The sequence below is a fragment of the Sphingomonas sp. TREG-RG-20F-R18-01 genome (assembly GCF_022662475.1).
GTDB lineage: Bacteria > Pseudomonadota > Alphaproteobacteria > Sphingomonadales > Sphingomonadaceae > Sphingomonas.
In genome coordinates this window covers 24,593-39,831 of record NZ_JAKNQQ010000006.1, presented here as the reverse complement: position 1 = coordinate 39,831, position 15,239 = coordinate 24,593, and the positions used below count along the sequence as shown (strand labels likewise).

General features: G+C 66.4%; 9 protein-coding genes. 4 read left to right on the top strand and 5 right to left on the bottom strand.

Annotated features, from left to right (window positions below; genetic code table 11):
• Positions 1 to 166 precede the first annotated feature (166 nt).
• On the top strand, positions 167 to 1,858 hold the full coding sequence (locus tag L8K25_RS15865; protein ID WP_242139957.1) for a helicase HerA-like domain-containing protein: 1,692 nt from the start codon (positions 167 to 169) through the stop codon (positions 1,856 to 1,858).
• 187 nt (positions 1,859 to 2,045) lie between these two features.
• Here L8K25_RS15865 and L8K25_RS15860 read toward each other — a convergent pair whose 3' ends face one another.
• From L8K25_RS15860 to L8K25_RS15845, 4 genes are all read right to left on the bottom strand, one after another.
• The gene (locus tag L8K25_RS15860; protein WP_242139956.1) at positions 2,046 to 4,439 is read right to left on the bottom strand and encodes a TonB-dependent receptor; all 2,394 of its coding nucleotides are present in this window, start codon (positions 4,437 to 4,439) and stop codon (positions 2,046 to 2,048) included.
• A gap of 100 nt (positions 4,440 to 4,539) precedes the next feature.
• The gene (locus tag L8K25_RS15855; RefSeq protein ID WP_242139955.1) at positions 4,540 to 5,787 is read right to left on the bottom strand and encodes a CoA transferase; all 1,248 of its coding nucleotides are present in this window, start codon (positions 5,785 to 5,787) and stop codon (positions 4,540 to 4,542) included.
• A gap of 39 nt (positions 5,788 to 5,826) precedes the next feature.
• The gene (locus tag L8K25_RS15850; RefSeq protein WP_242139954.1) at positions 5,827 to 6,921 is read right to left on the bottom strand and encodes a Gfo/Idh/MocA family oxidoreductase; all 1,095 of its coding nucleotides are present in this window, start codon (positions 6,919 to 6,921) and stop codon (positions 5,827 to 5,829) included.
• 49 nt (positions 6,922 to 6,970) lie between these two features.
• Positions 6,971 to 7,249: a LuxR C-terminal-related transcriptional regulator gene (locus L8K25_RS15845; RefSeq protein ID WP_242140177.1), complete on the bottom strand. Its 279-nt coding sequence runs from the start codon at positions 7,247 to 7,249 to the stop codon at positions 6,971 to 6,973.
• 298 nt (positions 7,250 to 7,547) lie between these two features.
• Between L8K25_RS15845 and L8K25_RS15840 the strand changes: the two genes are divergently transcribed.
• The gene (locus L8K25_RS15840) at positions 7,548 to 8,225 is read left to right on the top strand and encodes an FCD domain-containing protein (protein ID WP_242139953.1); all 678 of its coding nucleotides are present in this window, start codon (positions 7,548 to 7,550) and stop codon (positions 8,223 to 8,225) included.
• A gap of 25 nt (positions 8,226 to 8,250) precedes the next feature.
• On the opposite strand, the gene L8K25_RS15835 is transcribed toward L8K25_RS15840, so the two are convergent.
• Positions 8,251 to 8,793 (bottom strand): gluconokinase, encoded by a 543-nt coding sequence (locus L8K25_RS15835; RefSeq protein ID WP_242140176.1) that lies wholly within the window; start codon positions 8,791 to 8,793, stop codon positions 8,251 to 8,253.
• 253 nt (positions 8,794 to 9,046) lie between these two features.
• Between L8K25_RS15835 and L8K25_RS15830 the strand changes: the two genes are divergently transcribed.
• A complete protein-coding gene (locus L8K25_RS15830; protein ID WP_242140175.1) occupies positions 9,047 to 12,088 on the top strand; it encodes a glycosyl hydrolase family 28-related protein in 3,042 nt (1,013 codons plus the stop codon).
• A 49-nt stretch (positions 12,089 to 12,137) separates the two neighbouring features.
• On the top strand, positions 12,138 to 15,167 hold the full coding sequence (locus L8K25_RS15825; protein ID WP_242139952.1) for a TonB-dependent receptor: 3,030 nt from the start codon (positions 12,138 to 12,140) through the stop codon (positions 15,165 to 15,167).
• The last annotated feature ends 72 nt before the right edge of the window (positions 15,168 to 15,239 follow it).

Sequence of the window (15,239 nt, the reverse complement as noted above, 5' to 3'; positions counted from 1 at the left end):
AGGATCGCGGGCCTGGCGCAAGACGTCCCGCGTTGTCCCGCCCGTCCGTTCAGGCTGAGCGAAGTCGAAGCCCTCGCGTTACGCAGGCGCTTCGACTTCGCTCAGCGCGAACGGGACGGGTCAGTCATTTCGGGCTGATTGCGCCGCAGCCTATGCGGGAAGTTCCATGACCGAAACCAACAGCGCCGCCACCCCTGCCCCCGGCGGCATCTTCATCGGTGCCGGCCTGAATGGCGCGAGCCCGCAACGCCTCGACCTCAAGCGCGCCAACCGCCACGGCCTGATCGCAGGCGCGACCGGTACCGGCAAGACCGTGACGGTCCAGGGTCTGATCGAGGGCTTGTCGAAGGCGGGCGTTCCCTGCTTCGTCGCGGACGTGAAGGGCGACTTGTCCGGCCTCGCGATGGCGGGCTCTCCCACCGCCAAGACCCACGCCGCCTTCGCCGCGCGCGCCGCAGAGATCGGCGACGGCGCCTGGATCTATGTCGACACGCCGGTGCAATTCTGGGACCTGCTCGGTGAAGAGGGCCATCCTATCCGCACCACCGTCAGCGAGATGGGGCCGTTGCTGCTGTCACGGCTGATGGACCTCAACGAAGTGCAGGAGGGCGTGCTGACGATCGCCTTCCACGTCGCCGACAAGGAAGGACTCCTGCTGCTCGACCTCGACGACCTGCAGGCGATGCTGGTCGATTGCGCGGGGCGCGCGGACGAACTGTCGACCACCTATGGCAACATTTCCAAACAGTCGGTCGGGACGATCCAGCGCGCATTGCTCCAGCTGCGTTCGCAGGGGGGTGAGCATTTCTTCGGCGAGCCCGCGCTCGACATGGACGATTTCATCGGGCTCGACGACAAGGGCCGCGGGATCGTCAACGTCCTCGCGGCGGACAAGCTGATGGCAAGCCCCAAGCTGTACGCCACCTTCCTATTGTGGCTGATGAGCGAGCTGTTCGAACATCTCCCCGAGGTGGGCGACCCCGACAAGCCGGTGCTGTGCTTCTTCTTCGACGAGGCGCATCTGTTGTTCGACGCCGCCCCCAAGGCGTTGCTCGAGAAGATCGAGCAGGTCGTGCGGCTGATCCGCTCGAAGGGCGTCGGCATCTATTTCATCACGCAGAACCCGATCGACATTCCCGATACGGTCGCCGGGCAGCTCGGCAACCGCGTGCAACATGCGCTGCGCGCCTTCACCCCGCGCGACCAGGCGGCGGTGCGCGCGGCGGCGACGACGTTCCGTGCCAACCCCGGGGTCGATGTCGAGACCGCGATCACCGAGCTCAAGGTCGGCGAGGCGCTGGTGTCGCTGTTGCTCCCCGATGGTTCCCCCTCCCCGGTCGAGCGCACGCTGATCGCGCCGCCGGGGTCGCGGGTTGGCCCGGTCACGCAGGTCGAGCGCGGGGTGCTGATCCAGACCGATCCGATCGGGACGAAATACGACACGCTGGTCGACCGCGTCTCCGCCGAGGAGATCCTGTCGGGCAAGGCGCAGGAAGCCGCCGCCGCCGCCGCCGAAGCGGCCGCGAGATCGACCGCGGACAAGGCCGCCGCCGCGCAGGCCAAGGCCGATGCAGTCGCCGCGCGCGTCGCCGAGAAGCAGCGCGTCGCCGAGCAGCGCGAAGCCGACCGTCAAGCGAAGCTGCGGGCACAACAGGAAGCGGCGGCGGCGCGCGCGGCGGCGAATTCGCCGTGGAACCGGGTCGCCACCTCCGCCGCGCGGTCGGCATCGTCGGCGATCGGGCGGCAGGTCGCCAACGAAGTGTCGAAGGCGGTGTTCGGATCGTCGCGCAGCGCGGCGGGCGGGATCGTCGGGGGGCTGGTCCGCGGAGTGCTCGGCGGGTTGTTCAAGGGGCGCTGAGGCTACCCTTACGGCTCATCATTGCTGCGAGGGCGGGACCGCCCCCCCCTTCCGTCACCCCGGCGCAGGCCGGGGTCGTACGGGTACCCGGGCATAGCGTGCGATGAAGTACCGTACCGCAGGTCGCGCTCTCAACAGGGCGGCCCCGGCCTGCGCCGGGGTGACGGCGGGCTAGCGGACCCTCCCCTTAGAAGCTCACGCTCACCGTTCCGAACACCTGTCGCGGTGCGAGCGGGAACACGCTGTACGTATTGGTCGCCGACCCGATGCTCAGCGACGACGCCGCCTTGCGATCGGTGATGTTGGTCACGTTGACGCTGACGTGGAGCGCCTTCGCCAGCATTCGCTGGTCGAGCGGGATCGTCGCGCCGACCTGCCCCGCCAGCGTGAAATAGCCCGCGACCGACAGGTCGTTGGTATAGGTCGCATACCGCCGCCCGATGTAATCGCCGATCAGCTGCGCGTCGAAGATCCCGCGCCCGACCGAAAGCACGGTCTTGTTGAGCCAGTCGGGCGACCCCGGCACGTTCTTGTCGCGGGTCGGCACGGTCGCGGTGCCGCTGACATAGTCCGCCTTGTACTTCGACGTGTTGTACGACAGCGCATTGTACAAGGAAACGCGCGGCCCGGCGTGAAGCGTGAAGGCGAAGTCGACCCCGTTGGTCTTCACGCCGCCGACATTCTGCAGGATCGCCGCGCCACTTGTGATCGCATTGACGATCGGGTTGGGCGAGATGCCGAGCAGGCGGTTCGAGAAATCGACGTGATAGACGCTCAGCTGCCCCTCGATCGAGAAGATGCCGCCGAGCCGGTGGTGCGACCGCAAGCCGCCCTCATAAGTCCAGCTCGTCTCCGGCTGGACGGTTGCCGAAAACAGGTCGAACGCGCCCTGGCTGCCGAGCGCGAACGGCGACAGCCCCGCCGCCGCGCTGGTCTGGAACTGGCGGATGTTCTTCTGCGCATTGGCGAACAGCTGGTCGCCCGGAGTCACGTCCCACACCGCGCCGACCTGCGGCAGGAACACCTTGGTCGTCTCCAGCGCGCCGTTGGGCAGCGCGATCGAGCCCGCGAACGACCCTGGCAGCGGCTGCACCTTCACGCGCTGCGTCGCGAACTGATAGGTCGACTTGAACCCGGCGAGCACCGTCACCGTCGGCAGCACGTGCCACGCATCCTGGATATGGCTTTGCAGTTCGTCGACGCGGACTTCGCTGTAATATTGCGTGATCAACGGCGTGAGCGTGTCGCGCGGACGTTGGTACGGCGTCGAGGGATTGTTGACGTCGAGCGCATACCAGCGACGGAAAGCCGACGAACTCTGATGCTCGAACCAGCCGCCGAACTCGATGTCGTGGTTGCCGAGCGACAGCTTCATCGTCTGGACGATCCCGCCGCGATCGATGCGATATTCGGTCGTCCGCGTCGCGAACCCCGATCCGCCGAACACGCTCGCCAGGTTCCGTCCCGGATAATAGACCGAGAAAAGCTGCGGCAGGCCCGCCACGGTGATCGGCCCCGCCACCACGCCGACGCCGTCATTGTGATGATAATAGAGCTTGGCGTCATAAGTCACCGCGTCGCTCAGCCGGGCGGTCATCGCCAAATAGCCGAGATAGTCGGTCCGCTGCGCATCGCTGTAGTAATTGCGGTAATTGTCCTTAGCCGCGGTATATTGCGGGGAGGTCAGATAGGCGACCGCACTCTTGAAGTTGGGGTACAGGAACGGGCGCGTATAGGGCACGCTGCCCGGCGTCTCGCCCTTCGAGATGTTGACGACGGTGGCGTCCTCATTGGGCTCGGTCTTGTCCGAATATGCGAAATAGCCGGTCAGCTTGACCGACCCGCCGTCATGGACGAACTTGCCGTTGGCCTGATAGCCGCCCTGCTTGCCGTTGAAGTCCCACGCGCGCGCATCCTGCCGCACGCCCGAGACATAGAAGGCGTTCCCGCCACCGAGGTCGCCGCTGTCGACCCGTACGAACGTCCGGTAGGAATCGTAGCTGCCGACCGTCTGCGCGATCGTCGCGCCGCGCACGGGCTTGGGGTCGCTCGAGAAAGTGTCGATCGTCCCGCCGAGGTTGCTGGTCGACGCGGTGCCGAGATCACCCGCCCCGCTGGCCAGCGTGACGCGGCCGACATTCTCCGAAATGATCGCACGTTGTGGCGACAAGCCGTTGTAATTGCCGTAGTTCTGGTCACCCAGCGGAATGCCGTCAAGCGTGTAGCCGAGCTGCTGCTGGTTGAAGCCGTGGATGAACAGCGAGATGTTCTGCTCGTTGTTTCCCCACGGATCGGCGGTCAGGAAGGTGACGCCTGGCAGCGTCTGGATCGCCTTCAGCGGATTGATGCCGGGCAGGATCTTCTGCATCTCGACGCCGTCGAGTTGCGTGACCGAGCGCGTGCTGCGGCGGCCGGTGACAACGATCTGACCGGTTTCGGCGGGATCGGCATCAGTCCCCGCGACCGGATCGGCGGGGACGGCCACAACCGGGGTTTCCGGGGTAGCGGCGACCGCCAGCGTCGGTGCACCGAGCAACAAACCGACCGCCAAGGCACCCCGCGAAACCGACCGATACATCATGTGAACCCCCCTGCCGCACTGCAACAAGGGAGCGATTAAGCGCGTTGTGCGTCGCTGCGGCGTCAACTCCGTGACAAGCAGAAGACACTTTTGGCGAGGGTCAGGCCGGGATGATCCCGTCCGCGACGAGCCGGTCGAGATCGTCCTGGGTCAGCCCAAGCGCCTCGGACAAGGCTGCGCGCGTATCCGCCCCCGCCCGCGGCGGCGCGCGGTCGTAGCGGGCCGGGGTCGCCGAGAGTTTCGCGGGAAAGCCGACGACGCGCAACGGCGTCCCGTCATCGCGCCGCAGCGTCTGGACGGTCGCCCGTTCCGCGACATGCGCATCCTCGAAAATCTCTGGCACGCTCTGGACCTTGCCGGCGGGCAGCTTGGCCGCTTCCATCGCCGCGACCAGATCGTCGACGCGCCACTGCGCCACGACGGGCGCGATCAGCGCGTGCAGCGCGGCGCGGTTGGCGCTGCGCTGCACGACGGTGGCAAAGCGCGGCTCCGCTGCCAGCGGCGTCAGCCCCAGAACCCGTACGAAATCGCCAAACTGGCGGTCGTTGCCGAGCGCCACGACGATCCCGCCGTCGGAACAGACATAGTCGCGATACGGAACGATATCGGGATGGTCGTTCCCCAGCCGCCCCGGCACCGCCCCGCCGTTGAGATAGCGCGACGCCTGGTTGGACAGCATACTGAGCTGGGCGTCGAGCAGCGCGCAGTCGATATGCTGGCCCTGACCCGTGGCATCCCGGTGGCGCAACGCGGCGAGGATCGCGACCGTCGCATAGGTGCCGGTGAAGAGATCGACGATCGGCACGCCGACCTTCATCGGCCCGCCGCCGGGAATGCCATCGGGCAGTCCGGTGATGCTCATCAACCCGCCCATCGCCTGGATCAGGAAGTCATACCCGCCCTTGTCGGCATGGGGCCCCGTCTGGCCGAAGCCGGTGATCGAACAATAGATCAACCGGGGGTTGAGCGCGGACAGCGCGGCATGATCGAGCCCGTATTTCGACAGCCCGCCCACGCGGAAGTTCTCGACGAGAATGTCGCTCTGCTGCGCCAGCCGACGGATTAGCGCCGCACCCTCGGGCCGCGCCAGATCGATCGCGAGCGACCGTTTGTTGCGGTTGGCGCACAGGAAATAAGCGGAATCGCCTGATCCATCGTCGAGCGCAGGGCCGCCCCAGCGGCGCGTATCGTCGCCCTGCCCGGGCTGTTCGATCTTGAGGACGTCCGCTCCCAGATCGCCCAGCATCTGCGTCGCCCAAGGCCCTGCGAGAACCCGCGAAAGGTCGAGAACCTTGACCCCCTCGAGTGCACGGGCGGATGAAGCGGCGGTTGGCGGAACGCAGGACATCGCCACGTGCTGCCACGAAAAAAGCGCTTGCGCGAGCGCTTACAGGCGGATCGTGCGCCCCTCGCGCGCCGAACGATAGATCGCCGCGACGATCCGCATGTCGCGGAGCCCCTCTTCGCCGGAGACGATCGGCTGGCGACCGGTCGCCGCGCATTCCGACATATGGTCGAGCTGTCCGGCAAACTGCGTGGAGCGCGGCCCGGGTGGCGGCGTGACCGCCGTCTCGCGACCGTCCGCGCCGACCCACATGTGGTTGCCGTCGTAGCGCGTCGCGGGTTCCAGCTCGATCCGTCCGCGATCCCCCATCAGCAGCACATGGTTCTGGTTTGCGCTGTACATCGACTGGCAACTGGCAATTGCCCCCGACGGGAATTCGAGCGTCCAGTCGAGGATATCCTCGACTTCCCGAAAGCGCGGGTCGCTGCGGTCGGTCGATTCCCGTGCCGTCACGGCGACCGGCTCCTCACCGGTCATGTAGCGCGCCGCCTGCAGGCTATAGATCCCCATGTCCATCAACGATCCGCCGCCCGACATCGCCCGCCGCAACCGCCATTTGGCGGGATCGCGCTGGATGAAGCCATGCTCGCTGCGGACGTAGCGGACCTTGCCCGCTGCACCGCTACGCGCGAGCCGCATGGCCTCCAGGTTATAGGCCTCGAAATGACAGCGGTAGCCGATCATCAGCTTGCGATCCGCGGCCCGACAGGCCGCGATCATCGCCTCGCACTCGGCGACCGACACCGCCATCGGCTTCTCGCACAGCACGTGCTTGCCGGCGCGCGCGGCGCGGATGGTGAATTCGGCATGCATCGCATTGGGCAGACACACATAGACGATGTCGATCGCGGGGTTGTCGCGGATCCGGTCGAAATCGGCATAGGAATAGATTGCGCCGGACCCGAGCCCGTGCTCAGCCGCGACCCGCTCCGCCTTGGAGCGATCCCCGCTCACCACCGCCACGAGCTTGCTATGCGTGCAATGGGCGAATTGCGGGATGATCACGCCGAGGCCGTAGCCGCCAAGCCCGACGATCGCATAGCCCAGCGGCCGGGCAGACGCCGCCCCGGCCGTGCCGCCCGGTGCCAGCAAGAGCGCCGCCGAACCCAGCAGCACATCGCGTCGTGCGAAGTCCATCGCCATTCCTTTCATATCCCGACGTTTCGTCGATCAACGTCGCCGACCGTCAATGCGCCAGCGTCCGACCGTTCCAACCCAACGACCGGGCAGTGATGGCGAGTTGCGTACGATTGCGAACCTGCAGCTTGCGCATCAGCGCGGTCATGTGCGCCTTGACGGTGGCTTCGGCGATGCCGAGGTCGAAGGCGATCTGCTTGTTGAGACGGCCGGAATAGACCCCGTCCAGCACCTTGCGCTGGGTCGGAGTCAGCAGCGCGAACGGTGGCGGTGCCCCCCCGGCAGCCTGGCCCGGTACGGCCTGGGTCTTCGAGACCGCGTGTCGCATTGCCTTCACAGAACCTCTCCCTGTCGATCCGCGGTGCGATGCACGCGGCGTTCAGCCCGTTCCGGCCGATTGCGCGGGACCCGTGGTCGAGTCCTCGTTGCAGCATCCTAGGCAAATTGGTTGGACAGATTCAACCCCTGACTATGTCGCAATGCTGCATTTATGGCCTTTGTTGCTAATTTCACGCAATGTTGTCCAACAGCTTGACGGCCCTGCCCGTCCCCTCGCATCGTCGTTGATGATCATGCGGTGGACCGGCTAGACCTGCGTAACCGCAGCCGCGGGAGGAGAGCGAACGATGAGCGAGGGGCGTCTGGCCGACCGGGCCTATGCCGGCATCGTCGAGATCATCAATGCCGACGCCCTGTCGGTGGGCGATCGTCTGCCGTCCGAAGCGCGCCTGGCCGAGATGTTCGGCATGTCGCGGACGATCGTCCGCGAAGCGCTGGTGCGGCTCGCGTCCGACGGGATCACCGAAGCGCGACGGGGTGCGGGGTCGTTCGTCAAGAGCCGACCCTCCGACCAGTTGATCGCCTTCATGCCGATGGACCATATGTCGGCGACGCTCGGTACTTATGAAGTGCGGTTTGTGCTCGAGGCGGAGGCCGCCCGACTGGCTGCGGCGCGACGATCCGCCGAGGAAATGGCGCATATCGACGACGGGCTGCAGCGGCTTCGCACGGCGTTGCTGTCGAGCGCGCCCGCGCATGACGAGGATATGGAATTCCACCGCCGGATCATGCTGGCCACCGCGAACCCCGCCTTCCTGCTGGCGTTCGAAGCCTTGTTTGCCGACGTCGACCGGATCATGCGGGCGGGTGTCGACATCTCGCGCTCGCGTCCGCCCGAAGTGATCGGCGCGATGCTGCGCGAACATGAGATGATCGTCGATGCGATCCGCGTGCAGGATCCGGACGGCGCCGCGCTGACGATGCGCTGGCATCTGGCGGAAGGCCGGAAACGGCTGATGCCCTGAAGCGATCGGGTTTGCGCTCCGACCGCTAGCTGCTCCGCGCCGCGGCCGTCTGGGTGCGCAGGCCTGCCGCCTCTGCGGTCAGCCATGCCGTCGCCGCGGCGCACAGGGCCTCCGGCGACGCGCTTGCATCGAGCGTCATGGCCGCTTCGTCCGCGGCCGGCCGCTCCAGCGTGGCGAGCTGGCTGTCGAGCAGGCTCGGCGGCATGTAATGCCCGGCGCGCGCCGCCATCCGCTGGTGCAGTTGCGCGGGCGTGTCATCCAGCAGGACGAAGCGGGTCGGCTGCCCGATCGCGGCGATCAGCCTGTCGCGATAGATCCGCCGCAGCGCGGAACAGGCCACCACCGCAACCCCTTCGGCCCGCACCGCGGCCCCGACGGCCGCGCCGAGCCGATCCAGCCACGGCCAGCGATCCGCGTCGTCGAGCGGATGCCCGCTGCGCATCTTCGCGACCGCGGCGGCATCGTGGAACGAGTCGCCCTCCACGAACGGTGCACCCAGCGCCTGCGCCAGGACCGTCCCGAGGGTCGACTTGCCGCTCCCGCTGACGCCCATGATGACCACCGCCATCGGCGCGATTGCGCTGTTGCTATATGGCCGCTGCACACTGTGTCCCCGTACCGGACGGTACCTTCGCACGGAACACGTGCGACGGCCCGGGCCATGTCGCAGCACGCTCTAGCGCAGCTCCGTCGCGCTTGGGAACTACGACCATGGTCGCGGATGGCATGGCCGATTACTCAGACTATCCCGCCCTTGACCAGTCGTACAGGCGCTGGCCGAGGAGAGCGTCGACGTGACGAAACAAACCGCGCGCTGGCTGGTGACGACGGCGGCAATCCTGCTGCCCGGCGTCGCATTCGCCGCGTCGCCGCACACCGCCCTCGCCCGCTCGACGCTCGCCGCGCAACCGGGCGATCCCCGGGCGATTACCGTAAAGGGCGGCGCCGATGGCCGCAGCGACGCGACCGCCGCGATCCAGCAGGCGATCGACGCCTCCCGCCGCGCCGATGGCCAGGGTGCGGGGATCGTGTTCCTTCCCTCGGGCCGCTATCGCCTCACGCGGAGCATTCTCGTCCCGCCCGGCGTCCGCGTCTTGGGGGTCGGCCCGACCCGCCCGGTGCTCGTCCTGGCGGATGCGACGCCCGGGTTCCAGAGCGGCGTGGGAACGATGGTGATCTTCACCGGCGGCGACCAGTATAATGTCGGCCGGGTGCCGGTTCCGGTTCCGACGGTCGTTCCCCCGCGCGACGACGTCCGCGACGCCAATTCGGCGACCTTCTATTCGGCGATGAGCAATGTCGACGTGGCGATCGGCGCGGGCAATCCGGCGGCGACCGCAGTGCGCTTCCACGTCGCGCAACATGCCTTTCTCAGCCACATGGACTTCCGGCTCGGATCGGGGTTCGCTGGCGTCTACCAGGCAGGCAACGTCATGGAAGACGTGCATTTCCACGGCGGCCGATACGGTATCGTCACCGAAAAGACCTCGCCCGCCTGGCAGTTCACGCTGATCGACTCGAGCTTCGACGGACAGCGCGACGCGGCGATCCGCGAGCATGAGGTCGACCTGACGCTGGTCAACGTCGCGATCCGCGACACGCCGGTCGGGATCGAGATCGATCCTGGCTATAGCGACTCGCTCTGGGGCAAGAACGTGCGGTTCGAGCGCGTGTCGCATGCGGGCGTCGTGATCAGCCGCGAAAACAGCGTGTTCACCCAGATCGGCTTCGACAATGCAGTCGCGACCGACACACCCGTGTTCGCGCGATTCCGGGAAAGCGGCAAGGTCGTCGCCGGCCCGGGACGAAGCTATCGTGTCACTGCGTTCAGCCACGGCGTCGCGGTCCCAGGGCTCGGCACGATGGGGACAATCTCGACCGACGCGCAGATCACGCCGCTGCGCACGCTCCCCGCGCCGGGCGCTCCCGCGATCCGGGCCTTGCCGGCGGTAAAGGACTGGACCGACGTGCACACGCTCGGGGTCGTCGGCGACGGCAAGACCGACGATACCGCCGCGCTGCAACGCGCGATCGGTACGCGCCGGGTGGTCTACCTCCCGATCGGCTTCTACCGGGTCACCGCGACGCTCAAGCTCCGCCCCGACACCGTGTTGCTCGGCCTTCACCCGGCACTGACGCAGCTGGTGCTGCCGGACGGCAATCCTGCGCACGCCGGAGTCGGTGGCGTGGTGCCGCTGCTCGAAACTCCGCGCGGGGGGCGGAACATCGTTTCGGGAATCGGGCTGTTTACCGGCCGCATCAACCCGCGTGCGTCGGCGCTGCTGTGGCGATCCGGCGCGGACTCGCTGCTCGACGACGTCAAGATCATGGGCGGTGGCGGGTCGCCGACCGCGGACGGTCTCCCGCTCGGCGCGAAGACCGCGCGGAGCGGCGATCCGGTCGCCGACAATCGCTGGGACGCGCAATATCCGAGCATCTGGGTCACCGATGGCGGAGGCGGCACGTTCGCCGATGTTTGGACGCCGAATACGTTCGCGCAGGCGGGGTTCTACGTCTCCGATACCAGGACGCCCGGCCACGTGTACGAGCTGTCGGCTGAACATCATGTCCGCAACGAGATCGTGCTGGACGGCGTCGCGAACTGGGAGTTCCTTGCCCCGCAGACCGAACAGGAAGTCGGCGAGGGCATGGATGGCATGTCGCTCGACATTCGCAACTCGCGCAACCTGTTGTTCGCCAATTATCACAGCTACCGCGTCACGCGGACGTTCCATCCCGCGGCACATGCGGTCCAGCTGACCAACAGCAGCGACATCCGCTTCCGCAACGTCCATATCAACGCCGAAAGCGCGTTCGCGAGCTGTGAGGCGGCGGGCTGCGGCACCTACGTTCGCGCCAGCAAATTCCCGTTCGAGAATGCGATCGTCGACAAGACCCGTCACGGTGTTTTGCGCGAACGCGAATTCGCCCGGCTCGACCTGCCCGCAACACCCGCTTCGGCTATCGAAGCGACCCCGGGCATTCCCGGGATCGGCCCGGTTCGCAAGCTGGAGGACGGGTTCTTCTCGATTTCGGGCGCGACGGTCGATGCCAAGGGCGCCCTGTATTTCGTCGAACATCGGTTCCAGCGGATTCATCGCTGGACCGAAACCGCCGGGCTGGAGACGGTTCGTGATGCGGCGCTCGACCCGGTCAACCTCGCGATCGATGCGTCGGGCAAACTCCTCGTCCTGTCCTCGCTCGGCGCCGAGGCAAGCGTCTATTCGTTCGATCCGGCGGCACCCCACACGGACATTCGGGTCATCCCGCCGACGCCGGCCGGCGCGCACCCGGGGGCGGATACGCTGCTTCCGGTCAACTGGTGGAACAACGGCGAATTTCGCGATCAATATGATGCGAAGACGGATCATTTCACCACGCTGGGCGAAATGTTCGCGCACGATGCAGGCACGCCCAAGCCGCTCGAATATGTCTCGCCCGACGGCAGCCTCGTCCTGCCGGCGTTCCGGGTGTGGCAACAGGGTGCGCCCGACCATGTTGGCTGGCGCTTTTCGGATACGCTCGACGCGCATGGTTTCGTCCGCGGCAAGATCGGATCGCGCGTCTTCGTCAGCAATGGATCCGAGGGGCGTACGCTCAGCGGGGTTGTCGGTACGGGCGGCACGCTCACCGACCTGAAGCTGTTTGCCGAACGCGGCGGTGAAAGCGTCGCGGTCGATCGCCAGGGACGCGTGTTCATCGCCAACGGGCAAGTCTTCGTCCACGCGCCCGACGGCACCCCGATCGGACAGATCGATGTCCCGGACCGGCCGCTTCAGCTGATCCTTGGCGGCCCCGATGGCCGGACCTTGTTCATCCTGACGCATCACGCGCTCTACGCCGCGCAGCTGGGGCCGGGATGACGTTTCACGACGACGATCAAACAACAAGAACAACAGGGTGGGGATTATCATGAACATCAATGCATCGGACACTCTTCCCGCTGGGCGACGCCGCGTCGCCCTGCTCGGCGCCAGCCTGGCATCGCTGATGGCGGTCGCGCTCGCGGTCCCGGCGGTCGCACAGACCGCGCCGACGACAGCGCCCGACCAGTCCACCGCCGCGCCGGCGCCGCTTCCGAGCGACGCGCCCGCCGCGAAGGCCAATGACGACATCGTCGTCACCGGCTCGCGCATCACCGCCAGCGGGTTCACCGCGCCGACCCCGACGACCGTGATCGGCGCGGCGGACATCGCGCGCAATGCCGAGCCCAACGTCTTCACCACGATCGCGCAATTGCCTTCGCTGCAGGGGTCGAGCGGCGTCACCACCGGCACCAACAGCACGTCGAGCGGGCAGCAGGGCCTCAGCTCCTTCTCGCTGCGCGGGCTCGGCACGATCCGCACGCTGACGCTGCTCGACGGACAGCGCGTGGTCGGGGCGAACGTGACCGGCGTGCCGGACATCAGCCTGTTCCCGCAATTGCTCATCAAGCGGGTCGACGTGGTGACCGGCGGCGGGTCCGCCTCCTACGGCTCGGATGCGGTCGGCGGCGTCGTCAACTTCATCACCGATAAGCGCTTCGTCGGGTTCAAGGCGAACGTCCAGGGCGGCATCACGACCTATGGCGACAACAAGCAGGGCCTGTTCCAGGCCGCGATCGGCAAGAATTTCTTCAACGACCGGCTGCATGTCCAGCTCAGCGGCGAATATGACCATGAAGACGGCGTTCCCGCCGGCGGCTTCGGCGAGGCTGCGCCGAATGGCCGGAGCTGGTATCGCACGAGCACGTTCGTCAACCGCAACGTCACCAACGACGGATCGCCGCAATATCTCGTGCGCGACCATGCGCAGGCGTATCAATATACCAAATACGGCCTGATCAGCGCCGGCCCGCTGCAGGGCACCGCGTTCGACGTCAACGGCAACCCGTTCCAGTTCCAATATGGATCGGGCGGAGTCCCCGCCAAGAATGCGGCAGGCAACGTTTCGGGCTGTTTCTCGGCCGGCGGCTTCTGCCTCGGCGGCGACCTGTCGGGGAACGTCGGGATCGGTACGACGCTGCAGTCACGGCTCGATCGCTACAACGGCTACGGCCGGATCGGCTTCGACATCAACGACACGAACGAGATCTACGCGACCGTCAACGTCGCGCAGGTCGATACGATGAACCAGCCCAACCCGGGTGCGACCAAGTCCGGGCTGACGCTGCAATGCTCGAACCCCTATGTCCCCGCCTCGATCCAGGCCGCCTGCACGACCGCGGGAATCACGCAGTTCCAGTTCGGGACGAGCAACGGCGAGTTGCCCAAGAACATCTCGGTCTACCCGACCCGCAAGCAATATCGCTTCGTCGGCGGCGCGACAGGCAAGGTGCCGGTATTCGGAACCGACTGGAGCTATGACGTCTCCTACGAGCATGGCGAGAACATCACCGACATCCATGTCCAGAACATCACGCTGACCCCGCGCTACAATGCCGCGATCCAGGCAATCTCGCTGAACGGCCAGATCGTCTGCGCCAACGCGGTCGCCCGGGCGAATGGCTGCGTTCCGATCAACATCATTGGTGGCTCCGCGCCCAGCGCCGCCGCTCTTGCCTATATCGAGCCCGGCAACGGCCCGACCCAGCATACCCGCCAGACGCAGGACGCGTTCAACTTCAGCTTCAACGGTTCGCCGCTGACGCTGTGGGCGGGCCCGGTCTCGGTCGCGGCCGGCGCGGAATATCGCAACGAATTCTACCACGTCGTCGGCGATCCCTACGGGAATGGCGTGTCGGACGAGAGCCCGTACACCGCCGCCTACCCCGCCGATCCGTTGCTTTCGACCAACGGCGCCAACTGGTATGCGGGCAATTACCACAACGGCCGCGGCAGCTATCACGTCGCGGAAGGGTTCCTCGAAGTGAACCTGCCCTTCATCAACTCCGACAAACTGGGCAAGGCCAACCTCAACGCGGCGGGCCGCGTGACCAATTACAGCACGTCGGGCACGGTCTATACCTGGAAGATCGGCGGGACGTGGGACACGCCGATCGACGGGATCCGCCTCCGCGCGGTTACCTCGCGCGACGTGCGTGCGCCCAACCTGTCGGAGTTGTTCGCCGCGCCAATCACCACCACGCTTCCCAACTTTACCAATCCGTTCAACGGCACCGCGCTGACCGTGCTGCAGAATGCGATCGGCAATACCGCGCTCAAGCCTGAAATCGCGCGCAACACCACGGCCGGGATCGTGCTGACGCGCACGTCGTTGCTGCCCGGGTTCAGCGCCTCGTTCGATTACTACCGGATCAAGATCAACGGCGTGATCTCGACGCTCAACGCGCAACAGGAGGTCAATCTCTGCTTCACCGGGATTACCTCGCTGTGCAGCGCGTTCAATCTCGCGCCGGCATCGGGGACGCCCTTTGTCAACCTGCAGGCCTTCAACCTCGCATCGATCTTCACGGATGGATTCGACATCGAGGCCAGCTACCAGACGTCGCTGGAGAAGGCTGGGATTCCCGGGCGGCTGGTGCTGCGCGGGCTTGCCACCAATGTGAAGAATTTCATCACCGATCCGGGCGTACCGGGCACGATCCCGACGCAAGGCGCCGGGGTGAATGCGGGCAACACGCCGTCGTGGAAAGTGCTCGCGACCGAAAGCTGGACCACCGATCGGTTCAGCTTCAACATCCAGCAACGCTGGATCAGCGACGGCGTCTACAGCAACGAATATGTCGTGTGCAGCGCCGGCACCTGCCCGACCGGGCGGACCGCGCTGGAGAACACGGTGCACCCGACGATCGACAACAACACGATGCCAGGCGCCTTCTACCTGGACGTCGGCGGGTCGTTCAATCTCACCAAGAAGCTGAACGTCTATTTCAAGGTCGACAACCTGCTCGACCGCGACCCGACCCCTTCTCCGCAGACCAACACCGGCGTCGACATCAACCAGGGCTTGTATGATACGCTTGGTCGCTTGTTCCGCGTCGGGGCGCGCTACAACTTCTAGGTCCGCCATCCCCTCGCCGCGGCCGGTGGTCGCGGCGCTTTTTTGTCCCGGCCGTCGGTCGGGACGTTGTGT

Coding starts and splice junctions, on each gene's coding strand:
- L8K25_RS15835 (WP_242140176.1), bottom strand. CDS start 8,793: ATGGCGGTGGTCATCATGGGCGTCAGCGGGAGCGGCAAGTCGACCCTC.
- L8K25_RS15865 (WP_242139957.1), top strand. CDS start 167: ATGACCGAAACCAACAGCGCCGCCACCCCTGCCCCCGGCGGCATCTTC.
- L8K25_RS15850 (WP_242139954.1), bottom strand. CDS start 6,921: ATGGACTTCGCACGACGCGATGTGCTGCTGGGTTCGGCGGCGCTCTTG.
- L8K25_RS15840 (WP_242139953.1), top strand. CDS start 7,548: ATGAGCGAGGGGCGTCTGGCCGACCGGGCCTATGCCGGCATCGTCGAG.
- L8K25_RS15845 (WP_242140177.1), bottom strand. CDS start 7,249: ATGCGACACGCGGTCTCGAAGACCCAGGCCGTACCGGGCCAGGCTGCC.
- L8K25_RS15855 (WP_242139955.1), bottom strand. CDS start 5,787: ATGTCCTGCGTTCCGCCAACCGCCGCTTCATCCGCCCGTGCACTCGAG.
- L8K25_RS15825 (WP_242139952.1), top strand. CDS start 12,138: ATGAACATCAATGCATCGGACACTCTTCCCGCTGGGCGACGCCGCGTC.
- L8K25_RS15860 (WP_242139956.1), bottom strand. CDS start 4,439: ATGATGTATCGGTCGGTTTCGCGGGGTGCCTTGGCGGTCGGTTTGTTG.